17 protein-coding genes and 2 tRNA genes are annotated in these 22,062 nt (G+C 47.0%); 10 read left to right on the top strand and 9 right to left on the bottom strand.

From position 1 onward, the window contains the following. Positions 1-46 precede the first annotated feature (46 nt). Complete coding sequence (gene murB, locus L0U88_RS00900) at positions 47-1,072, bottom strand: UDP-N-acetylmuramate dehydrogenase (protein WP_234863637.1); 1,026 nt, start codon at positions 1,070-1,072, stop codon at positions 47-49. A gap of 22 nt (positions 1,073-1,094) precedes the next feature. Here murB and L0U88_RS00905 point away from each other — a divergent pair, with 22 nt between their 5' ends. Beyond that, positions 1,095-1,778 (top strand): NAD(P)H-binding protein, encoded by a 684-nt coding sequence (locus tag L0U88_RS00905; protein ID WP_234863639.1) that lies wholly within the window; start codon positions 1,095-1,097, stop codon positions 1,776-1,778. On the opposite strand, the gene priA is transcribed toward L0U88_RS00905, so the two are convergent. The 3 genes from priA to L0U88_RS00920 are packed head-to-tail and all read right to left on the bottom strand — an operon-like array spanning position 1,753 to position 5,390. Next, positions 1,753-4,245, bottom strand: a complete 2,493-nt coding sequence (priA, locus tag L0U88_RS00910; protein WP_234863641.1) for a replication restart helicase PriA — start codon at positions 4,243-4,245, stop codon at positions 1,753-1,755. The two genes, L0U88_RS00905 and priA, sit on opposite strands and share 26 nt — an antisense overlap. Beyond that, positions 4,245-4,994 (bottom strand): lysophospholipid acyltransferase family protein, encoded by a 750-nt coding sequence (locus L0U88_RS00915; RefSeq protein ID WP_234863642.1) that lies wholly within the window; start codon positions 4,992-4,994, stop codon positions 4,245-4,247. Before L0U88_RS00915 ends, priA begins: the two co-directional genes overlap by 1 nt. A 12-nt stretch (positions 4,995-5,006) precedes the next feature. Further along, complete coding sequence (locus L0U88_RS00920) at positions 5,007-5,390, bottom strand: DUF4258 domain-containing protein (protein WP_234863643.1); 384 nt, start codon at positions 5,388-5,390, stop codon at positions 5,007-5,009. 30 nt (positions 5,391-5,420) lie between these two features. On the opposite strand from L0U88_RS00920, the gene mtaB reads away from it, so the two are divergent. The 5 genes from mtaB to aat all read left to right on the top strand — a co-directional run bounded on the left by mtaB (position 5,421) and on the right by aat (position 7,954). Further along, positions 5,421-6,695: a tRNA (N(6)-L-threonylcarbamoyladenosine(37)-C(2))-methylthiotransferase MtaB gene (mtaB, locus tag L0U88_RS00925; RefSeq protein ID WP_234863644.1), complete on the top strand. Its 1,275-nt coding sequence runs from the start codon at positions 5,421-5,423 to the stop codon at positions 6,693-6,695. Between the two features lie 89 nt (positions 6,696-6,784). After that, positions 6,785-6,859: transfer RNA gene (locus L0U88_RS00930), tRNA-Val, on the top strand. Between the two features lie 10 nt (positions 6,860-6,869). Further along, positions 6,870-6,944 (top strand) — tRNA-Val (locus L0U88_RS00935). 58 nt (positions 6,945-7,002) lie between these two features. After that, a complete protein-coding gene (locus tag L0U88_RS00940; RefSeq protein WP_234863645.1) occupies positions 7,003-7,302 on the top strand; it encodes an ATP-dependent Clp protease adaptor ClpS in 300 nt (99 codons plus the stop codon). 1 nt (position 7,303) lies between these two features. Continuing rightward, complete coding sequence (gene aat, locus L0U88_RS00945; protein WP_234863646.1) at positions 7,304-7,954, top strand: leucyl/phenylalanyl-tRNA--protein transferase; 651 nt, start codon at positions 7,304-7,306, stop codon at positions 7,952-7,954. 1 nt (position 7,955) lies between these two features. Here aat and L0U88_RS00950 read toward each other — a convergent pair whose 3' ends face one another. Together L0U88_RS00950 and L0U88_RS00955 are read right to left on the bottom strand one after the other, a co-directional pair. Continuing rightward, positions 7,956-8,687, bottom strand: coding sequence for an esterase family protein (locus L0U88_RS00950; RefSeq protein ID WP_234863648.1), 732 nt, complete (start codon positions 8,685-8,687; stop codon positions 7,956-7,958). Positions 8,688-8,984: 297 nt separating this feature from the next. Then, positions 8,985-10,295 carry an exonuclease domain-containing protein gene (locus tag L0U88_RS00955; protein WP_234863650.1) on the bottom strand — a complete coding sequence of 437 codons (1,311 nt, stop codon included), beginning with the start codon at positions 10,293-10,295 and terminating at the stop codon, positions 8,985-8,987. 191 nt (positions 10,296-10,486) lie between these two features. Here L0U88_RS00955 and L0U88_RS00960 point away from each other — a divergent pair, with 191 nt between their 5' ends. Next, entirely contained in the window at positions 10,487-13,189 is a 2,703-nt protein-coding gene (locus tag L0U88_RS00960) for a valine--tRNA ligase (RefSeq protein WP_234863651.1), read from the top strand. 31 nt (positions 13,190-13,220) lie between these two features. Then, complete coding sequence (locus L0U88_RS20980; RefSeq protein ID WP_289623297.1) at positions 13,221-13,856, top strand: phosphatase PAP2 family protein; 636 nt, start codon at positions 13,221-13,223, stop codon at positions 13,854-13,856. A 2-nt stretch (positions 13,857-13,858) separates the two neighbouring features. Here L0U88_RS20980 and L0U88_RS00970 read toward each other — a convergent pair whose 3' ends face one another. After that, complete coding sequence (locus L0U88_RS00970) at positions 13,859-15,628, bottom strand: glycoside hydrolase family 9 protein (protein ID WP_234863653.1); 1,770 nt, start codon at positions 15,626-15,628, stop codon at positions 13,859-13,861. A gap of 34 nt (positions 15,629-15,662) precedes the next feature. Next, positions 15,663-18,464 (bottom strand): TolB-like translocation protein, encoded by a 2,802-nt coding sequence (locus L0U88_RS00975; RefSeq protein WP_234863655.1) that lies wholly within the window; start codon positions 18,462-18,464, stop codon positions 15,663-15,665. A gap of 56 nt (positions 18,465-18,520) precedes the next feature. Between L0U88_RS00975 and L0U88_RS00980 the strand changes: the two genes are divergently transcribed. Further along, on the top strand, positions 18,521-19,228 hold the full coding sequence (locus L0U88_RS00980; protein ID WP_234863656.1) for a PrsW family glutamic-type intramembrane protease: 708 nt from the start codon (positions 18,521-18,523) through the stop codon (positions 19,226-19,228). Further along, the gene (locus L0U88_RS00985; protein WP_234863658.1) at positions 19,221-19,721 is read left to right on the top strand and encodes a GNAT family N-acetyltransferase; all 501 of its coding nucleotides are present in this window, start codon (positions 19,221-19,223) and stop codon (positions 19,719-19,721) included. Before L0U88_RS00980 ends, L0U88_RS00985 begins: the two co-directional genes overlap by 8 nt. Here L0U88_RS00985 and L0U88_RS00990 read toward each other — a convergent pair. Continuing rightward, positions 19,718-22,048, bottom strand: a complete 2,331-nt coding sequence (locus tag L0U88_RS00990; protein WP_234864729.1) for a hypothetical protein — start codon at positions 22,046-22,048, stop codon at positions 19,718-19,720. The two genes, L0U88_RS00985 and L0U88_RS00990, sit on opposite strands and share 4 nt — an antisense overlap. Between the last annotated feature and the right edge of the window lie 14 nt (positions 22,049-22,062).

The following is a 22,062-nucleotide window of genomic DNA, read 5'->3' on the forward strand; positions in this document are numbered from 1 at the left end:
TTTTTCTTTGATTGACCAAAGAACCTGTTTGACTGCTGCATGCGGTTTAAATTATATTTACTTCTCTTTCGAGGGTAACACCGAACTTGAATTGTACGCTTTCCAGGATTTCCTGGCTGAGGGTAAATATTTCATCACCTTTGGCCGCACCATGATTTACGAGTACCAGGGCTTGCTTCTCATGACAACCGGCATCCCCTTTACGATAACCTTTCCAGCCACATTGTTCAATCAACCAGCCGGCCGCCAGTTTTACAAAGCCCTCTTTAGCGGGATAGGAAACGATTTGGGGGTAATGGCCTCTTAATTCTTCATATTTTTCCTGGCTGATCACAGGGTTTTTGAAGAAGGAACCTGCATTGCCGATCTGTGCCGGATCGGGTAATTTGGAACGCCGGATATTCATAACGGCCTGGGCTACCCGCTGAATGGCAACTTCGTGTGCGCCCATTTTTTCCAGTTCCTGTTTGATGGCTCCGTATTCCAGGTGAAAGATGGGATGTTTGCGTAAGCGAAAGGTGACAGACAAGATAATGAACTGATCGCGGTAGCGGTTTTTAAAAACACTATCACGGTATCCAAATTCGCAATCCAATGCAGTGAACGTATGAACTGCTTTATCCTGTTTGTGATAGGCTTCGAGATCCCAGAACACATCTCTCAACTCCACACCATAAGCGCCGATATTCTGCATGGGAGAAGCTCCCACTTTACCCGGAATGAGGGAAAGGTTTTCCAGTCCCGCCCAGCCTTTGTTAATGCAATACTGCGTAAACTCGTGCCAGTTCTCCCCTGCTCCTGCCTTGATGTAAACATATTCAGCATCTTCGTGTACTTCCTCAATGCCTCGGATCTCATTGCGCAGCACCCAGCCCGGCCAGTTATTGGTGAAGAGAATATTGCTGCCACCTCCCAGTACCAGTAAGGACTGTTGGGAGACCGGAGTTTGTTGAACCGCATGAAGGATTTCTTCCAGGCTTTCGGTATCTTCAAAGGACGCGAGCCACCGGGCGCTGGCATCGATTCCGAAGGTATTGTATGGTTTCAGCGAACTGTTTTCAAGGACTTTCATATAACAATAATACACCAAAGGTATGAGCAGAAAAGCCTGTTTGTTAGGAGCAACCGGATTAATTGGCCAACATCTTTTGCAGCTCCTGCTGGAAGACCCTTATTATTCGGAAGTGCATTTGCTGGTTCGCAGGTCGCTCAACCAGCAGCATCCCAAACTGGTGGAGCATGTGATAGATTTCAGTGTGGTGGCGGAGTACCGGCCTGCGATCCAGGGAGCCGAGACCATCTTTTGTGCGGTGGGGACTACCCTGAAAAAAGTGAAAGGAGATCGGGAGGCATATCGTAAAGTAGATTATGATATCCCGGTGACGGCGGCTACAGTGGCTGCGGAATCGGGCGTGTATGGATTCATCCTGGTTTCTTCTATAGGGGCAGATGCCAATAACAACAATAATTTTTACCTCAAGTTAAAGGGAGTGGTAGAGGAAGCTGTTTCCAGGCTGATGATTCCCCAGGTACATATCTTCCGGCCCTCTTTGCTATTGGGCCAACGAAAGGAGAACAGACTGGGGGAAAAAATAGCGCAGGTGTTGGCGCCGGTATATTCTCTTTTTATGGTAGGAAGCTGGAAGAAATACAAACCCATCAATGCATCGGTAGTAGCATTGGCTATGCTGGAGTCGGCCAAGTCTGGTGGTAAGGGAATATTCATTCACGAGTATGAAAGCATCCTGAACTTTACAAAGGATCTACATCCGGAATAACGGTAACCGATTTAAACGGAGGCTGCTGGTGCAGGTGTGCAGTTAAGAGTTCAATCTGTTCCTTGCAGTGTTGCAGCAATCCCGCTTCCTTGGGTAATTTGATCACCAGTTCCATGCGATATTGATTGCGTACACGGTTTACAACCGGGGCAGCAGGGCCAACGAGGTACTGTCCAAAATGAGGGTTGAGCCAGTTGGCCATTTGGTGGGCAGCCTGTCTGACTGTATTTTGATCTTTGTGCCGGAAGCTGAGCTGGATCATGCGACTGAAAGGTGGATATCCAAACTGATGGCGGTTGTTCAGTTCAAATTCCGCAAAGGCTTTGTAATCGTGTTGCTGAACCAGCAATAAAACAGGATGCTGCAGGTTACGTACCTGGATCAGCACCAAACCCTGCGCGCCCTTTCTGCCAGCTCTCCCACTCACCTGTTCCATTAACTGGAAACCTCTTTCATTAACGCGGAAATCAGCAAAACCGAGGATGGCATCTGCATCCAGGATACCTACCAGGGCCACCTTATCGAAATCCAATCCTTTCACTACCATTTGGGTGCCAACCAGGATATCGAGTCGGTGTTGTTCGAAAAGCTGGATGAGTGCATCATGCGCATGTTTGCCCTTGACGGCATCTACATCCATTCTTGCAATTCTTGCTTTGGGAAAAAGTTCCTGTAATGTTTCTTCAATACGTTCGGTGCCAAAATTCTGCTGGGTGAACTGGTGATTGCCACAGGCTTCGCAAACCGAAACCGTTGGATAAGAAGTACCGCAATAGTGGCAGACCAGTTTGTTTTGAATTTTATGAAAGGTCAGGGAGACATCACAGTTTTTACAATGCGGAATCCAGCCACAGGTTTGGCAAACCTGGTAGGGCGAATACCCTCTCCGGTTTTGAAAGAGGATGACCTGTTTGTTTTGCTGGATGGCCAGTTCGATGGCTTCCTGCAACTGGGGAGTGATAATCGGTTTGGAGCGATCCGGGGTATACACAAGTTTGGTATCCACCAGCTGGATTTCTGGTAGCTGGATATCACCGTATCGTTGGGAAAGTTCTACCAGTCCGTATTTGCCATGCATGGCATTGAACCAGGATTCCAAAGAAGGGGTGGCAGAACCCAGCAAAACGCGGGCATTAAAAAGTGAGGCGAGATAAATGGCTGCGTCTCTTGCATTGTAGCGAGGGGCAGGATCCTGTTGTTTATAGGAAGGATCATGTTCTTCATCACAGATAACGAGTCCCAGTTCCCGGAAAGGCAGGAAGATGGCGGAGCGTGCCCCCAGGATAATCCTGGCTTCTCCTGATTTCACTTTGTTCCAGAGTTCAAGGCGTTCACTGGAATTGAACTTACTGTGATAGATCACAATATAACCGCCGAAATAACTTTGTAATCTGCGTATGACCTGGGCCGTTAGTGCGATCTCCGGCAGCATGTACAGTACCTGTTTGCCCTGAAGCAGCATCTCTTCCATCAGTTTGGTGTAGAGCAGGGTTTTACCGCTGGAAGTTATGCCTCTTAACAGGCAGACCTGTTTATGATTGAACTGTTCGCGTATGGAATGCAGGGCGGTTTCCTGTTGTTCGCTAAGGGTAAAAGGAATCTGGATGTTCTTAGGAAGAGTTGCGAGTCTGTCTACGGACCGGCTTTCTGTCCAGAGCACGTTTTTTTCAATGAGTCCCTTTAGCTGTGCACTGCTGGCTCCGGATTTTTTCAGGAGTTCCGATTGCTTCACCTCTCCTTCTGTTTTCAGCAGGTGGAGATAGGCAAGCAGGAGTTCCAGTTGTTTGGGAGCGCGGCTCCAGGAATTCATCAGTTCAGCCAGTTGTTCTTCCTGCTGGAATTGAGGCTGCAGGTGAACATAGGTTTCTTTCTTTTCTTTGTAGGTATGTTTGAGTTCTTCCCACACAAAACAAACCTGTTTTTCGAGCAGGCGTTTGATAACGGGATACACATGAGTGGCATCCAGAATTTGCTGAACTTCCAGCAGTTTTAATTCCTTGCGCAGCAGCAGGGCTTCGGCTACGAGGAATTCTTCATCATCCAGGTCCAGGTGGGAGAAGTCCTCTCCGATGGTTTCATTAAAGAGCAGGATGGTTTCACTGCTGAGTTTGAAATGCGTGGGCAAGGCGGCCTGCATTACTTCTCCTTCGGAGCACATATAATAGTCCGCGATCCATTCCCAGAAAGCCAGTTCTTGTAGAAATACAATGGGCGCATCATCCAGTACATTCAGGATGGGTTTGGGGTCAAAGGAGGCAGGCGCTTCCTGGTGAACCCTTTTTACAATGCCGGCATATTTCTTGTTTTTTCCAAACACCACTTCTACCCTCACACCAGGTTGTACTGCGGAAACCAGTTCCGGCGGCACTTTCCAGGTAAAGTTTTTGGGCAGGGCAAGCGGAATCAGCACCTCAACGAAGTGCGTGGGTGTGGAGGAAGGATCTATGTCTGTGAAAAGAGAATCCACTAGCTAGCATTATTGGTATAACGAAGCAAACCTGCTTCCATCTGGTTGTACACAGCCTGCTTCAACGCTTCCTGGTCTTGTTGTGAGTAGGCACTTACATCAACCATGGGCAAATATACAGCGCGGCATTTACCCGGACTCAGGGAAAACACCGACTTATGATGCAGTCTTTTCACGGTATCCGGAAAGATCAGGGGCTGGATGGGTGTGTTGGTTTCCAGGGCGATGCGAAAAGCTCCATCGTAGAAGGATTTGAGGGGAGCATCGGTTTCATTAAAAGTACCTTCCGGAAAAATAAAAATGGAGATGCCCTGGCGCAGCACTGCTTTTAATCGATTTACTGATTTCTGTCTTTGTTCGGGATTTTTTCGGTTAACCATGACTACCGCGTTCCTATAAACGAAACCGAAAATAGGGATGCCTGCCATCTCCTGTTTACCCAATACCCGGATAGGTTCCCGGAGGATTTTAACAATCATCGGGATATCCATATAGGAAATATGATTGGCTACAAAAATGCAGGGGCGAATTTCTGATTGTTGTTGTTCATGAATGATTTTGGTATGAATACCGATGAGGAAAAGCCAGGCATCAGCCCACCAGCTGCAGACTTTATAAATCATATTCCCGCCCTTGATCTCTCCCAAAAGGGAAGCAATAAAAAACAGGGGCAGCAACAAGAGCAGGAGGATAACAAAAAGCAAAAAACCGTAGACACTATAAATGGTTTGCAGGATCTTTTTAAGCATGGGGTTCAGGCATTAATAACAGGAACAGCGGTGATCTTTATCCAGGTCGATGCAGGTAACCAGTTTGAGCGCAGACTGACAATCGGCCACTACTACGCGGATATGTTGGTTATCCTGGCTGGAATAACCTTCAATGGCGTAAGTGGGACAAGGTTTATCAGCAGGGTCTGATTTCTGTTGGTTGATCCTGCCCTGTAGGATGATTTCCTTCACTTCAGCTTCTGTGATCTGGCGGCAATCCATCCGGCAACGGCCATGTTTGGTATAAACCAGTTTGGAAACCTTATCCGCAAAGCGGTTATTTTCAGTGGGTTGTGAGTTGTTTGTCCGGGTGAGGAACCAGCCGGCCAGCAGCAGTAAAACAAGGAGGAAATAAAGGATCGGGGCTTTCCGCATGGGGCCAAATCTACGTATCTTTGCGGCCCTATGGCCGAAAAAAGATCAGTGGCATTTCATACACTCGGGTGTAAACTTAATTTTTCAGAGACCTCAGCGATCAGCCGGTTGATGGAGAAGGAAGGCTTTGTCAAAAAAAACTTTGATGAGGCGGCCGACGTGTATGTGATCAATACCTGTTCTGTAACGGATAATGCGGATAAGGAATGTCGCCAGTTGGTGCGCCGGATCCAGCGCAGGGCGCCAGAGAGCATGGTTGTGATTACAGGCTGTTATGCACAGTTAAAGCCAAAAGAAATTGCACAGATACCCGGGGTGGATTTGGTTTTGGGAGCAGCTGAGAAATTCAATATTGCGCAGCACTTAGAAGCGCTCACTAAATCTGATCAGGCAAAAATCTGCAGTTGTGATATAGAGGAAGTAAGTGGATTCAATGCCTCCTGGTCGGTCAATGATCGCACGAGGACCTTTTTGAAAGTGCAGGATGGATGTGATTACAGTTGTTCTTTCTGTACCATACCCATGGCAAGAGGAAAAAGCAGGAGTGATTCGATTCAGAATGTATTGGAAAATGCAAAGAAGATTGCATCGGAAGGAGTGAAAGAAATCGTGTTAACAGGTGTGAACCTGGGTGATTTTGGAAAAGGACCGGATGGCAATAAAAAACACGAAGAAAGTTTTTATGAACTGGTTCGGGTGCTGGATGAAGTAGAAGGAATTGAACGGTACAGAATCTCCTCCATTGAGCCGAATCTGCTGACCAATGAGATCATTGAATTTGTGGCAGGCAGTAAAAAGTTTATGCCGCATTTTCATATACCCCTGCAAAGTGGCAGCAATACCTTGTTAGCACTTATGCGTAGGCGTTATAAGCGGGAGTTGTATGCAGACCGTGTGCAGCGAATCAAGACCCTGATGCCAGCTGCATCGATTGGGGTGGATGTGATTGTTGGGTTTCCGGGAGAAACAGAAAGCGAGTTTCAGGAAACATTTGATTTCCTGCATGAACTGGAAGTAAGTTACCTGCATGTATTTACCTATTCAGAAAGGCCCAATACAGTTGCATTGGATATAAAACCGGTGGTGCCTGTGCAGGTGCGCAATGAACGGAATAAAACCCTGCGCAACCTGAGTTACATGAAGCAGCAATATTTCCAGCAGCAGTTCATCGGACAAAAAAGAAAAGTGTTGTTCGAGGGGCATGCAAAAAATGGAATGATGGAAGGATACACAGATAATTATATCCGCATATCAACACCGTATCGGGAGGAATGGGTGAATCAATTGGTGGAATGGTCGCTTTGATTTTATAAAAACTGCGAAAAAAATTTTGCGGAAATCATTCAGCCCTTATCTTTGCAATCCCGTTAAACGACGGGTTGATCTTTTCAGAAGGAAGCATAGCTCAGCTGGTTCAGAGCATCTGCCTTACAAGCAGAGGGTCCGCGGTTCGAATCCGTGTGCTTCCACTTCCCTTTCGGGAGCATAGCTCAGCTGGTTCAGAGCATCTGCCTTACAAGCAGAGGGTCCGCGGTTCGAATCCGTGTGCTCCCACAAAAGAAGCCTCGCATTTTTGCGGGGCTTTTTTATTTTTACAGTAAAGAATCGATTTATGTTCAATTACAAAGAAGGTCAGGAACATGAGTTCCAGGTAGAAGTGGATGTATTAACAGATACCGGAACGCCCTACCAGCTGATTGTATGGAACGATGAAGTAAACACCTTCGACTGGGTGATTGAAACCCTTATTTCGGTATGTGGCCATACACCTGAGCAGGCCGAACAGTGTGCCCTTTTTATTCATACCAAAGGCAAATACGCAGTGAAAAATGGTGAATACGAAGAATTGAAAACCATGTGTGATGCCATTACTGAAAGAGGCATTGGTGCTACTGTAGAAATCACAGCCTGATATGCCTGTTTTCCTGCTGGAAGAAGCACTACTATTTCCCCCTGTGGAGTTGGCAAATGAAGATGGCCTGTTGGCGGTTGGGGGTGATTTATCAGTAGAACGATTGCTGCTCGCCTATCGTTCCGGCATCTTTCCCTGGTATGATGAAGGCCCGATACTGTGGTGGAGTCCGGATCCGCGATTTGTGTTATTTCCAGATGAATTAAGGATTCACAAAAGCATGCGGCCCTACCTGAACCAGCCCAAATATGACTATCGGTACAATACTGCTTTTCGCCGGGTAATTGAATCCTGTGGGAAAGTGCCACGCAGGGACCAGCCGGGAACCTGGATACAGCCTGAATTAATTGAAGCGTATACGCGACTGCACGAACTGGGTTTTGTTATAAGTGCAGAAGCCTGGGAGCAGGGAGAACTCGTAGGTGGCCTGTATGGCGTGCGATTAGGTCACTTTTTCTTTGGGGAAAGTATGTTCTCGTTGAAACCCAATGCCAGCAAATTTGCCTTTATCAAACTGGTGCAGCAATTGGCATCTGAAGGCGTAGAGCTGATCGATTGCCAGGTGTATACGGAACACCTGGAGTCTTTGGGTGCACGAATGATCCCCCGGGCTGAATTTATTCAACTCCTGAACCGGGGACTCTCCTCCTGAATTAAAACCGGGTACCCAGGTAATGGGGCAGCATTTTGCGCCAGGTAGGCCAGTCGTGGGTCATGTCTGATCCCCAGATATCCAGTTCATACCAGATACCTTTGTTATACAGGATGGAAGCCATGCTACGCGCTGCATCCGGTGCTTCATGTGCTCCACTGCCGGAGAGCAGGTGGATATGATGACTGGCCCGGATTTGTTCTAGGATGGCATGGTCGCTGAGGTTGGGCATATAATGAGCCGGACTGTTATAATAAACATCCTCATCAAAATAACCTTTGGTGTATTCTGTGAGGTCGTATACCCCGCTCATGGCAATAATACCATTGATTAGATCGGGCCGCTTGAAAAATAGGTTGGCGCTGTGCAGGGCGCCGAAAGAAGCACCACAAGCGATGATGGGGGTATCATAGGAAGTGTTCATCTTAATAAAAGGAACCACTTCATTGTAGACATAATCATTCCATTGCTGGTGGCGAATAGATTTATGGCGGGGATCCATCTGATCATTCATCCAGCTTTCGCGGTTGATACTATCGATGGAAAAAACTTTCACTTTGCCTGATTCAATAAAAGGGGCGATAGCATCAATCAGTTGGAAACGTTCGTACTCGAGGTAATCGGCTGCCGCGGTGGGAATCAGCAACAAGGCAAAACCATAATGGCCATAACTGGCGATGGGCATATCTTTTTGAAGCGCCGGACTGTACCAGGAGCTGAGCTCTCGATTCATAACCTGTATTGTTTAAATGAAAATAAGCTAAAAATTTTCTGCCTGGATGGGGTTACACAAAAATTGGATAAATCTGTTTAATTTATTATATTTAAAGGTCGCAATTAATTAAGCGATGCTTACCCCGTCCCGTTGAAACCTGAATCCACATCTAACATTTTTTGAAGGACTAAACGGTTAATTATGAAACGATTGTTCGATTTGTCACAGGCAAGCACTGCTAAACTGGTGGTAATCGTTCTTGCTCTTTACGCAGCCATAGCAGTGGTTACTTTTGTGGTTTGGAGCAGCTAAAAATCACTCTTCCAACGGAATACTGATTCGCGATCCGGAAGAGAGCGACTGATAGAGTAGCCCCCTGATAAAGTCATTATCAGGAGAGGGGGAGATCTTTTCCTTAAAGGAATCCAACCGGTTTCCTAGTGCATAGGGATCTTCCAGGTAACCCATTCCCCAAAACTTTCCTTTTACCAGCAGGTAGACCGCATAGCGTTTGGTGAAATAATGATCTTTTTCAACCAGGGCAACGGTGGGAAATTGTTGCTGGTATTCTTCTATGGCACGGGTCAGGTATTGATTGTATAGAACGGGCTCCTGAAATTCCAGGTTGCCTCCCTGTTCCACTTTTTCTTTTACGCGACGAATAAACTGGTGGCCTTCCTGCAACCAGTTGAAAGTGTGGAGGGCGGGTAAATTAGTTCGCTTTTTTTCTATCACCAATTGCATGAGGCCATTCCTGTTTTCATAACAATAGAGGCCATAGCGATGGTGGTATTTTTTCTGGCTGCGGTTGAAAGGAGGCCAGAGTTGCCGGATTTCCTGGCTTTCCAGGATCAGTGCCATGAGTTCACTGGCACAGGGCGTGAACCGGATATGATGCACCTGGCGCATCAGGTCCTGCTTTCGTTTGCTTTTATCGTTGTTGGAAAAATGCGTGCGTACTCTTTTGTTCAGGTTCACTGCCTTACCTACATAAAGCACCAGCTTTTTGGCTGATTCAAAATAATAGACCCCAGGTCCCTGCGGCAATTGGTCCAGTTCTTCCACCGGTAAATTGGGAGGTAAAAACTGTTCCGCATTTTTTCCCTTAGTCATAGCCGTTAGGATCTTTCCTTCATCGGCTTCTACCATACGCGCAAATAGAATACTGGTGGCAGCTGCGTCACCTTCTGCCCTATGCCGGTTTTCAATCGGGATGGACAATGACCTGCAGAGATTACCTAAACTATAACTGGCGAGACCTGGAAACACCTGCCTAGCCAACCGGACGGTACAGAGTTTTTTAGATCGCAGTGGGAAGCCGGCTTCAGCCAGGTGGCTTTGTACAAAGGAATAATCAAAGTTCACATGATGTGCAACGAAAATCCGGTTCTGCAGCAGGTTGTGAATATGAGGCGCAATGCTATCAAAAGAGGGCGCATCAATCACCATCTCATCTGATATACCAGTAAGTGCTGTAATGGCGCGGGGAATAGGGCTGCCGGGATTAATCAGGGTACTATACCTTCCCTCCTCCTCCCTGCCATTGTGCAGGATGATGGCAATTTCGGTGATGGCATTGCTGGAGGCAAAGCCGCCGGTGGTTTCTATGTCGACGATAGCAAACATGTGAGACGTGAGATGTGAGATGTGAGACGTCAAAAGTGAAACGTGAGACGTCAAATGAACACTCAAATTTAGTATGGACACCAAACATAAACAAATTAAATACTAAGTATTTTAGCAGGATGCAGGTGGGCTTAGGTAGCACGGGTAGCTTTTCTTATTTTTGCGGCCCTGCACGAAAGCAAGGCAAGCATATGGAATTGACTAAGAATTTTATGACCGCGGAAGCGGAGGCCAAATGGACACAAATTTGGAAGGATAAGGCGTATTTCACCAGCAAACCAGATGAACGTCCGGCCTTTACGGTGGTCATCCCCCCTCCTAATGTAACGGGCGTATTACACATGGGTCATACGCTGAATGAAACTGTGCAGGATATCCTGGTGCGCAAAGCCCGGATGAGTGGTTTCAATGCCTGCTGGGTACCAGGTAGCGATCATGCTTCCATCGCCACAGAAGCCAAAGTGGTACAGATGCTCGAAAAAGAAAAAGGCATCAAAAAGGCAGATCTGAGCCGGGAGGAATTCCTTCGTTATGCTTTTGAATGGAAAGAAAAATATGGTGGCATCATCTATAACCAGATCGAGCGACTGGGATGCAGTGTTGATTGGAACCGGGTGAGTTTCACCATGGATGATCATTATTATAAAGCTGTTATTGAAGTATTTGTTGATCTCTATAAAAAGGGACTGATCTATCGTGGCGCGCGCATGATCAACTGGGATCCATCTGCTAAAACAGCATTGAGTGATGAAGAAGTTGAATACAAGGATATCCAGGGCAAACTATATCATGTATGTTACCGGCTGGAAGCTGCAGACGGTCAGCCTTTGGAGACCTTTGCCGGTAAAGGAATTGTAATCGCAACCCAACGACCTGAAACCATCATGGGTGATACGGCGATTTGTGTAAACCCTAACGATGAACGTTATGCGCATCTGAAAGGAGCTTTTGCATATGTACCCCTGATCAACCGCAGGATCCCGATCATCTTTGATGACTATGTAGATACAGCTTTTGGAACCGGTGCTTTAAAAGTGACGCCGGCCCATGATATCAACGATTACAACCTGGGATTGAAACACCAGTTGGAAGTAGTTGACACTCTGAATGCAGATGGTACGTTAAGTGAAGCTGCACAGATTCATATAGGTGTGGATCGCTTCAAGGCACGTAAACTGGTGGTGGAAGCATTGCGTGAAAACGGACAGTTGGTGAAGGAAGAAGAATACAGTACCAGGCTGGGTTACAGTCAGCGTACAGGTGTGGTAGTGGAGCCGCGGATCTCCACCCAATGGTTTGTGCGCATGAAAGAACTCGCTGAACCTGCTTTGAATGCAGTAGTTAGTGGTGATATCCGGATACATCCAGGCGATAAGTTTTTAGCTACCTATAAATACTGGCTGGAAAATGTGAAGGATTGGTGTATCAGTCGCCAGTTGTGGTGGGGACAACAAATCCCGGCTTTCTATGCGCCTGATGGAAGTTTCCAGGTGGCAGCAACAAGAGAAGAAGCCTACCAGGCATTTGTACAATCCAATGGTGCTGTAAGTTTCAGTGCGGAAGATTTGAAACAGGACGAAGACGTACTGGATACCTGGTTCTCATCCTGGTTGTGGCCAATTGAAGTATTCAATGGAATTACAGAACCCGGTAATAAAGAAATCCGGTATTACTATCCGACATCTGTGTTGGTAACCGGGCAGGATATTATTTTCTTCTGGGTAGCGCGCATGGTGATGGCAGGTATGGAATACGAGAAGCAGATTCCTTTCCGCGATGTGTATTTCACCGGCATGGTGCGTGACAAGCAGGGACGTAAGATGAGCAAGAGTCTGGGTAACTCACCTGATCTGCTGGAACTGATTGATAAGTATGGAGCAGATGCCGTTCGCTTTGGAATCATGATCTCCTCTCCTGCCGGAAATGATTTGCTATTTGATGAAGCGGCGCTGGAGCAGGGAAGGAATTTCAACAACAAAATGTGGAATGCGCTCAAGCTCATCACGATGTGGAAAGAGCGGGAGAGTTTCCATCCGGATAAACAAACTGAGCAGTTTGCAAGCATGAACTGGCCCAATGCCTGGTTCCGCAGCCGGTTAAACCAGGTGCGTGCGGAGGTGGATCAGTTGATGCAGCAATTCCGCCTGAGTGAAGCATTGAAAACCATTTATTCACTGGTATGGGATGATTATTGCAGCTGGTACCTGGAGTGGATCAAACCTGGAGTGGATGAGCCGGTGAATGCATGGCACCTGCAACAGGCCATTGCATTTTATGAAGAGCTGGTGCAGTTGCTGCATCCATATATGCCATTCATTACGGAAGAAATTTATCATCTGCTGGCGGATCGAAAAGGGGGAGATGAACTTTGTGTGCGACAGTTTATTCCGGTAGACGCATTGCCAACAGCAGCAGCAACTAAATCGGAGGAAAGTTTCCTGGCGGAAGGCGAATTACTGAAGCAGGTAATCAGTGGCATCCGGGACCAGCGTAACAAGGCACAGCTCAAGCCAAAGGAAAGCATCCGGTTGTTTGTGAATACGCCCCAGACTGAATTGTATAATACCATACAATCGATTTTACTGAAGCAGGTGAATGCTGCATCCATTGGGTATGTTTCAGAAGCCGTACCACAAACCATTGCTGCGGTAATTGGAAAGGATCAGTTTTATATTGAATCAGAAAAACCAGTGGATACCGGTTTGCAGAAAGAAGACCTGCAGAAAGAACTGGATTACCTGAAGGGTTTTGTTGCCAGTTGCGATAAGAAACTGACCAATGAACGCTTTGTGCAGAATGCGAAACCCGAAGTAGTGGAAATGGAGAAGAAGAAAAGAGCCGACGCGGTTGCCAAGATTGAAGTATTGGAAACCAGTCTGGCGAATTTAACATAGGGTTATCCGGAATTTTGGTAATTTTTCCGGCATGAATAATCGTATTTGGAAACAGGTGGTACTGCAACTGGGTTGCTTGCTGCCTGTTTGTCTTTTTGCCCAAGCGCCTGCCTTCGATCGATCCACCCTGGTGGAACTGGCTGAACATCGCAGGCATGAACCTCTCGAATTCCAGCAATTCATTTCAAATACAACCAACTGGATCAGTTTGGGAGTGCCGGCGGGATTGTTGATAGGCGGACAACTATCCGGAAATAAAGACATGAAGCTGGCTGCCTGGAATGTGGGCAAAACAATCCTGATTTCAACCGGTATTACGGCTGCTTTGAAGTTTTCAGTCAATCGCAACCGCCCCTTTGCTGATTACCCTGTGGATATACCAAAAGCCGGGGCAGGTGGCAGTCCCTCTTTTCCATCCGGACATACCTCCCAGGCATTTGCAACTGCTACAGCGCTGTACCTCGAGTATCCCAAATGGTATGTGGCAGTACCAGCCTTCGGTTGGGCATCCGCGGTAGGTTATTCGAGGATGTATTTAGGTGTACATTATCCTTCGGATGTGCTGGCAGGTGCCCTGGTAGGCAGTGGATCCGCATTACTCAACCGGCAGATCAATCGATGGATTCACAAGAAGCCGCACCACACAGAACATGTTGTTCACTTTTAAAATCAGGGTTTTGCAAATTTCAACTGCGATTCAAGCGCTGCTAACAAATAGATAAGAGAGGCGGTTCCATCCATGGTAGGTTCATTGGTGGAATAATCACCATAATCATCATGATACACTACCAGGGAGCTCTGGAAGGGCGCATATTCATCTTCGTTAAATAATTTGATACCGATCAGGTTGCCATATATGGACCCATAAACCGGTCCGTCTACCAGTCCGCCATCTATGGGATAATTTTTCAGATGCGTAAACGCGGAGTGCGGATCCACGGGTGTATCACCCCAGGAAGGCAATCCATACACCATGCTGGTGCCCCAGGGATTCATGCCAAAGAGCCAGTCGATATTGGCTTGCGTTAGCGCATCGTACCTGGTATCACCGGTCAGTTGTTTGTACCAGATACCCTGGATGGCGAGTGAAGTAGTGAGGTTGTTACTGCACCAGATAAAAGGCACACCGCGGTGGAAAGCGTTTTGTTTGGCTTTCTGCCAAACTGCTTCAAGTCCCTGTTGGTAATAAGATAAAACAGTTGCACGTTCTGTTCCGGTTGCTCTTTTGGCGAGTTCAAAATGTCCCAGGTTGATAAAAGGATACCACTGGTAATGATGCGCAGTATCTTTTCCCAGCCAGGGAGTGATGGGTTCCTGTTGCGCATAGGATAACGCATCAGAAAGTTTATTGAGTTGGGCTGCAGCGAGTTCCATATCATCCACCCAGTTGTCTTCTGCATAGATATAAGGAGCTTTTACAGAAGCAGTTTGTGTAACCCCAGGTTTGATCAGCGCGTATTGGTAGGCGGTAGTAGCTTTTTCTGAAAGCAACTGGCTATAAGATTGATTCGATTGCTTTAAAAGGGTGGCACCTAATGAAAAAGCAGAAGAAAGTTTAGCAGCTGTGGAGGAAGTGCCCTTGGTATTATTCAGGAACTTTCCTCTTTGTTGTGGTTCACCATTGATAAAATAAACCGGGCGTTCATATCCTCTGCCATACTGGCTGTCGAGTGCCGGCATACGAAGAGAAATATGATCGCGGTCATCTGCGATCTGGTTAAACATCCAGTCTGGCCGGGGATGCATTTTCAGCAACCAGTCGAGCCCCCATTTAGCTTCATCCATCACATCAGCAATACCATTTTTGCCATCGAGTCCGTTTGCCTGTTTGGTATCAGTGAAGGCAGTTGGAAAATCGCGATAGGCCATCAGGAGATGATAGGTAGCATTGGCGGAAGTGGTAGCATATTGCAGGTAATCCGTGGCATCATGCCAACCGCCGACAACATCGATATGGGTGCTGTCGGGCATGGGACCATACAGCGTATAACCATCCCTGGTATGGCAACTGTCTTTCAGGAAGGGATTGAAACCGGTACGTTGCTGGCGCATGTAACGCAGGCAAAAATCAGCGCTTCCTTTATACGCCGTATCGGAAATGACAAATTCCGGAGAGCGGGCCTGCCCTGCTTCGAGGTAATAGCGGCCTGGTTTTTTGAACGCAGAAAAGTTCAGGCGATAGGATTGTTGAAAGGGGCCATAGGCACCGAATGCAGTGCCAGCTTTACCGGTAAAGACTTTTTTTCCGGTAGACACATCCACCAGTTGAAAAGTGGAAATCGACATATTTTCTTTTGACCCCCACACAGCAGCCTTGGTCCCCTGGGGAAGATAACCAAGTTGGTTGATCCGGATCCAGCTGGTAGGATTGGCCTGTTGGGTGGCCATCCAGCCAATAAAAAGCAGTGCAAGGGGTAATAGAAAAAACAATCGTTTCATATTGGAATCTTTGGGGTAATGGGCAAAAGAAGGACTAAAATACTGAAAATTGCTTCTTTTTCTCCTGCGCTGATTTGCCTGCCCCGGATGGGATCAGGTTAACAGGCAGAATAAACTGCCAGCGATTGGAGCCCATACCACCCATGCGATCCGGATCTAACAGGTAGGCATAGCGGATACCAAAGCTCACAGGTAACTGGTTCCACCACCGGGTATCAAAATAACATTCGATTCCGGTTGATCTGAAATTGACCCAGCCGGATTGACTGAACAGTTGCGGATCTTTTGCCCTTGCCCAGTCGAAGTAGGCAGCTGCCCGCACGCGAAGCAAGTAGACAATTTGTGCGAGTCCGGCATCCGGATAAGCAATCGGGAAATGGTAACTGATTCCACTGCGCTGCATGCGGAACAGGTTGAGGGTTTCATATCCCCGTGCAAAAGGGAAATTATTGCTGAATCGAATACCTGGCAGACTATCGCGACCACCAACTGCCCAACCCAGCACCAGGCTGTGATTACGTGCGAATCCCGGGAAGTACTGATTACCGGCAGCTAACCATTGCCGTGAGGAGTACCGGTTGATGGCATTTCTGAATTGTACGCGAATGGTACCGGCCCATTTTGGAAATATCTGCTGGCGGGCTTGCTGCGATTGAATGGCAAAAACCAACTGGTTATTCAGGTAGGAATAGGAACGATTGCCCAGGGAATCTTTTTCCGGCAATCTGAAATAAGGTTGGTTGTAAACAAAATCGGATGAAAGAGTAAGGGAACTGAACTGCCTGCCGCTGCTCAGGTTCAGGGGCAGTTGTAAACCGGTGGTAAGCTCCAGTTCATTAAAACGAATGCTTCGATTGCGAAAAATTGCCTGCCGGTTGAAGGTGTAATCAAAACCTGCCTGGATATAAGGAAAGAAACCACCAAAGACCGACTGGACCCCCAACCTGGTAAAGCCTTCATTTCGGTTGTAGGTAGCAGATAGATTGGTCTGGAAATTATTCAGCAGGTTTTGCGAGTGAGCAGTCAGGCTGAATTCAGGTTCCTCGTACCAGGGTGTCCAACTATGAAAATTTAAAAAACCACTGATATTTTTATAGGGTTTGATTTTCAGGGATGTATCTGTTTGATAACTTAGAAAGGATACAGGTGCCTCATTATATTGAGAACCTTTCTGCTGTATCATGGGCAGGGCCAGGACTTGTTCTGCAGGAATCCATTCCTTTACTGTAACAGGATTTGTATTTAGCTTATAGCCATGCGCTGTAAACTGCATGCTGGTGTAGGCGTGATTAAGTACAGCTGGCTGGTAGTTGCCCGTAAGCCGGTTGACGGTTTCCAGTAAAGCCAGTTTGTTATCATGGTAAAGCACTGTCTGATCGCGGTTATTGACCGACATCGTGAAGAACACAGAGTCGCCTACCGGCATTGGATAACCGATAATATGGTTGGACCAGTTAAAGAGGGCTTTGTGTTCACCGGTAACCATGTCAATGGCATGAAGAGTCATTTCTCCTTTTCGGTTCCTGCTTGCCGTTAGCAGGGCATTTTTAGCGAATCGGGGGAAGGAATAGATATAACCGGAATCATTGGGAAATTCTTTAAGCAGTTTTCCTTCGGCAGTCAATAAATGAAGGAAGGATTTGCCGGTCGCATCCTGCAGAATAGCAATGATGGAATCTCCGGAGGAGGAAAGCGCCGGAGTGAAATAGGTAGCGTGGGTGGTAATGCGCTTCTGTTTGCCGGATTGAATATCCAGCAATTTCAAATCTGAATAATCTCTCCATCCCCAACGGGTATCAGGCTGGTATGCCGCATAGAGGATCTTACCATTGGCATAGGAAAAATAGGAATCCAGGCTTTGATCGCGCACGCGGATCTTTTTCTCCTCTCCTGTTTTTAACCGCAAATAAAATGCAGGTAATTCGGAATAACTCGAACGCAGATAGAGCAGGTCGCCCGTTTCTGTATACACCGGATTTTCTTCATTGACAACCGGCTGAAACTTTCCGGTGTCCTGATTCAGTTCCAAGGCTTTCTTCCGAAACTCTTTGAATTTTATACCGCTATACTGATTTATCGCTTTTTGAAAAGGATAAAATAGACCTTTCATGGCAGCAGCATCATTGCTTACTTTATCCCAGAAAGAAAGTCCGTATTGTTGTTGTCCATATTGCAGCAGCAGGTAACCCAACTGGTAATGATTGGGGGTAAAATCGCGCAGGGATCCATTGCGAAGTTTCTGATACGAATACTGTTTACCTGCTTCCTGAAGTGCATTCCAGGCATTGAAGAAAGAAGGCATACGACCCCTGCCCTGTTCACTTAACAGGGTTTCCTGAAACACGGCATCGCCTTCAAAAAACCAGTCGGGGATGGTAAGAGCATTCGCGAGTGCCTGTCCCTGTTGCCCTAACAGGAACCTGAAAACTTTTGCCCCGCCCCGGTTAAACCGAAGGTATTGTTGAAAATGTCGTTGCTCGTGTAGGGCCAGCTGTTCCGGCCAGTTCAGACTACCCAACTCAAAACCATTGATGGGGGCTGTCATATACCATTCACTTCGTAAGGGTGCCAAAGCCACATACCCGTTTGATTGGGTGGTATGGTGTTGTAGTAGAACGGGAACTCTCCTGGTTAATGGAAAAGCAGCAGCACTGTCAATCTTATCCATGATGGAGGCCACGCGCAAGGCAGTGGAATCCCATCCGGTTGGGAAGATGACTTGTGTTCGGGGCGACTTAATCTGTTTCCAGCGTTGGTTAAGGGGATGGCCACCGAATTGCTGGGCCTCAGCAGTAAGGAAAATAAATCCGAATAAAAAAAACAGTAGCCCTCGCATGTTGTAAATTCTATCTCAATATTAATTCACTAATTTCAGCAGAGCAAACCTCTTCTATGGAATTGTTGGCCCTGGCATTGGCTCCCGGTATCGCGATCATGTGGTTTATCTATTCAGCAGATAAACTGGAAAAAGAACCACTGAAAGCGTTGATTATTTCATTTCTACTAGGCATGCTGGCTATTTTGCCCACTTTGCTGGCTGAAACTGCCGGGGTTCACCTGCTGAATCAGCTCCTGCCCAAAGAGGGATGGCTCTATTACAGTTTGCTCGCTTTTGTAGTGGTTGCATTTACAGAAGAACTGATGAAATGGTTAATGGTTCGTGTATATGCCTACAAGCGAGCTTTTTTCAATGAACCCTTTGATGGAATTGTTTATGGCGTGATGGTATCTATGGGATTTGCCACGCTTGAGAATATCGGTTATGTATTCCAGTTTGGCTGGCAAACCGGTTTGATGCGCATGATGCTGGCGGTTCCGGCACATGCCACATTTGGCGTATTGATGGGTTATTATTTTGGCCTGGCGAGGTTTGTAGGAAAGGAACGGGAATGGGGCCTCAAGATCAGGGGACTGCTCTTAGCTGTTCTTTTTCATGGCCTGTATGATCTGTTTCTGCTGGTGCAGCAGGATAATACGATTACCGACAAGGTCTCATCCGGCCTGCTTTTTGGAACTGCGGTACTTTCCTTTTTGGTGGCAGTAAAACTTTCCTGGCAAGCCATTAAATTGCATCAGGAAATTGCGTTGAAAAATGAGTGAAGCATTAGTAATCAGAAGTGCAGACCAGGATGACATTCCAACCATCGGTTACCTGGCACATACCATCTGGCCGGAAGTATATAGTTCCATCATTCCGCAAGAGCAGATTCAATACATGCTAAAGCTGATGTATAGTCCAGATTCGCTGGAGCAGCAGATGGGAACCCAGGAACACCAGTTTATCATTGCTGAAATTGAAGGCCAGGAAGTTGGCTTTGCAGCCTATAGTAAATTGAAGGACGCAACCTGGAAATTACACAAGCTCTATGTACTGCCCTCCATGCATGGGAAAGGAATTGGTCGCGCTTTACTGGATATGGTAGAAGAAGAAGTGCGCACCCATCAGGGCGCGCACCTGGTTCTGAATGTGAACAAACAAAACAAAGCTGTTCGGTTTTATACTTCCATGGGCTTCGAAATTGAAGATGAAGTTGTCCTTGATATTGGCCATGGGTTCGTCATGGATGATTATATCATGGGTAAGGATGTTTAGTTTCCTCTGCGCTCCGGTCTGGAGTTTCCGCCTCCACTTCTTTGTCCGCCACCACCATTCGGCCGGCCCTGGTTCCCACCAGATGGACGAGATGGTGCTTCTCTTCTAACTTCCGGCCTGCGTTGTTGAGGTTCATTCCGGCTGATCTGCGGGCGACCTGAACGTTCCATTCTCTCTGGACCACTTGGCCGGGTGATTGGAGCTCTTTGTCCCGGTTGATTCTGTGGCCGGTTTCCTGTATTACCCTGGTTACCCGGACGATAGGTTCTGTCGGGCCGGTTGGTATTACCATAACTGTTGTTGCGGTTCGGATTCACCCTGCCAGGTTCATTGTTGCGGTTGGGTGTATTGTTCCGGTTATTGTATTCGCGATCTCTGTTGCTTCCATAATAATTCCGGTTGGGCCTTACACCTGGATTGGTGTTTCCATTGTAGCGATCATTGTTGTTCCTGTTATTGTAATTACCGGAATAATTATTGCCATAATATCTACGGTTATCCCTGGTAGTTATAGCAGGCCTCGAATGATAAACATTGTTGTACCGGTAGTTACGGTAATTATTTCCATAATAATTGTTTACAATCAGGGTGTTGTTTCGGTATCCATAATAGCCATAGTGACGATATCGGGGTGCGCAATAAGCGGGGCGATATACTGAAGGTCCCCACCAGCCACCATGCCAGTAATTCCAGGGGCGATGGTAACCATATCCCACATTAAACCAGCCGGTACGGAAACCAAAACCAATTGACCAGCCATACCAGGGAGTGTAGTGCATATTGAAACCCCAGGTAAATGGTCTTGGATAATAATAGCGGCGGTACCAGGGACGATAATAAAATCCGGTACCATATACTACAGTAGGACCATAAACAAAGGTATTCAGGTAGCCCGGGGTGTATCCCATGTATATGAAATCGGGATGCACATCATAGATATACACATACTTAACAGGATAAACCGGGTAACGGGCAGGGATCAGGTCTACTTCATCGGGACGAACTGTACTAACCACCCAGGGACCATTGGGAGCACCTGACTGGAACCATACTCCATTGTCCACCAGGTAATACCTGCGTTTATAGCGAATTACAGTTGCGTTTGTGTTGACTGCATAATCCATGCGGGTTCCTTCAATAGACTGGAACTCCGGATCACCATCGTAATCAACAGAAGCGGTAGCAGTTCTTCGGTCAACCTTAGCCGTTTGAGGAAGTTCGGCATCCATCAATGCATTGCGGGATGCCGGTGTATTCGGCACACTGGCCAGCACATTGTCTTTGGGAGAGCCAACCGGAATATTGGCAAAATCCTGTGGCAACTGTTCTGCCGGAATGTATTGCCAGTTTCCTTTCAGGGAAGCAGCACGATACCAACGGCCTGATAAGAGCACATAGTATTGTTGCGAATTCACATCCATGAACAGTTCATTTGGTGAATTCTCTACATATAATAAATTGGTATTGGAGATAGGACTAAAACTTGCTTCTCCCCTGCTTTGGATCAATTCAGCCGGTTCGGTACTCACTAGCACTTCTGCAACCGGACCCTTGTATTCATCTTCATCAAACTCTGATTCAAATTCGGATTTGTCAGTTTCCTCCTGGCTCTTTTCTGCGTTTGCTTTAACATCCGCAGCAATGCGATCCAGGTTGGAAGGAGGATTGGCAGTATAGGTAAAGGACTGATCCATCCGGTTGGCTGAATACCAGTAATTGCCTCCGTAGATATAGATTTTTCCATTGCTTTTCACAATGGTATTAGGTGAGTTCACCACTGCTTCAACGCCCCAGTTCTCATTCTTTTGCCAGATGGGATTGCCATCCACGATCACCAGCAAACTGGGTTTATCCCGGTAGATCAGTTTGGGAGGTTTGTTATTGAAATCGCCGGCCAGTTTTTCTTTCTGCTGTTGTAATTCCAATCCTTTTTTCAGCTGGTCTATGGAAAACAGTACCCGCTGTTCAGGAATTGCCTGTTCGAGATCCCTGGAGAGACGGCCAGTTGTAGCTTCGTCTATTTCGGCGGGGAATTTCAAAGCGGAGATGGTCATCCGCATAAAACGCTCATAAGAACCTTGTTCCTGGGTGTAGGCAGTTGCCCATAAGGTCCCAAAAACAGGTTCGCCGGATTCATTGCGATAGTAGGCTACCGCAGATTGAAAGACCAGTTCACCGGAGTTGTGCCGGGTGGGCTGAGGTTCATACACTTTAAGGCGATCGCCCCCTGAAAGGTCAAAGCTGACCGGCCAGGACTGGGCAAAACTCCCGGTTGCAGTCACGAGGAAGGCAAACAGGAAGCCGGAGAATAGGTAAAGCTGACGCATAATTGAAGCTTTAG

Source organism: Flavihumibacter fluminis, assembly GCF_021491375.1.
GTDB classification, from domain to species: Bacteria; Bacteroidota; Bacteroidia; order Chitinophagales; family Chitinophagaceae; genus Flavihumibacter; species Flavihumibacter fluminis.

Excerpts from the sequence above, each read along its gene's own strand:
- murB (WP_234863637.1), bottom strand. The coding sequence starts at position 1,072 with ATGAAAGTCCTTGAAAACAGTTCGCTGAAACCATACAATACCTTCGGA.
- L0U88_RS00905 (WP_234863639.1), top strand. The coding sequence starts at position 1,095 with ATGAGCAGAAAAGCCTGTTTGTTAGGAGCAACCGGATTAATTGGCCAA.
- L0U88_RS00915 (WP_234863642.1), bottom strand. The coding sequence starts at position 4,994 with ATGCTTAAAAAGATCCTGCAAACCATTTATAGTGTCTACGGTTTTTTG.
- L0U88_RS00920 (WP_234863643.1), bottom strand. The coding sequence starts at position 5,390 with ATGCGGAAAGCCCCGATCCTTTATTTCCTCCTTGTTTTACTGCTGCTG.
- mtaB (WP_234863644.1), top strand. The coding sequence starts at position 5,421 with ATGGCCGAAAAAAGATCAGTGGCATTTCATACACTCGGGTGTAAACTT.
- L0U88_RS00940 (WP_234863645.1), top strand. The coding sequence starts at position 7,003 with ATGTTCAATTACAAAGAAGGTCAGGAACATGAGTTCCAGGTAGAAGTG.
- aat (WP_234863646.1), top strand. The coding sequence starts at position 7,304 with ATGCCTGTTTTCCTGCTGGAAGAAGCACTACTATTTCCCCCTGTGGAG.
- L0U88_RS00950 (WP_234863648.1), bottom strand. The coding sequence starts at position 8,687 with ATGAATCGAGAGCTCAGCTCCTGGTACAGTCCGGCGCTTCAAAAAGAT.
- L0U88_RS00955 (WP_234863650.1), bottom strand. The coding sequence starts at position 10,295 with ATGTTTGCTATCGTCGACATAGAAACCACCGGCGGCTTTGCCTCCAGC.
- L0U88_RS00960 (WP_234863651.1), top strand. The coding sequence starts at position 10,487 with ATGGAATTGACTAAGAATTTTATGACCGCGGAAGCGGAGGCCAAATGG.
- L0U88_RS20980 (WP_289623297.1), top strand. The coding sequence starts at position 13,221 with ATGAATAATCGTATTTGGAAACAGGTGGTACTGCAACTGGGTTGCTTG.
- L0U88_RS00970 (WP_234863653.1), bottom strand. The coding sequence starts at position 15,628 with ATGAAACGATTGTTTTTTCTATTACCCCTTGCACTGCTTTTTATTGGC.
- L0U88_RS00975 (WP_234863655.1), bottom strand. The coding sequence starts at position 18,464 with ATGCGAGGGCTACTGTTTTTTTTATTCGGATTTATTTTCCTTACTGCT.
- L0U88_RS00980 (WP_234863656.1), top strand. The coding sequence starts at position 18,521 with ATGGAATTGTTGGCCCTGGCATTGGCTCCCGGTATCGCGATCATGTGG.
- L0U88_RS00985 (WP_234863658.1), top strand. The coding sequence starts at position 19,221 with ATGAGTGAAGCATTAGTAATCAGAAGTGCAGACCAGGATGACATTCCA.
- L0U88_RS00990 (WP_234864729.1), bottom strand. The coding sequence starts at position 22,048 with ATGCGTCAGCTTTACCTATTCTCCGGCTTCCTGTTTGCCTTCCTCGTG.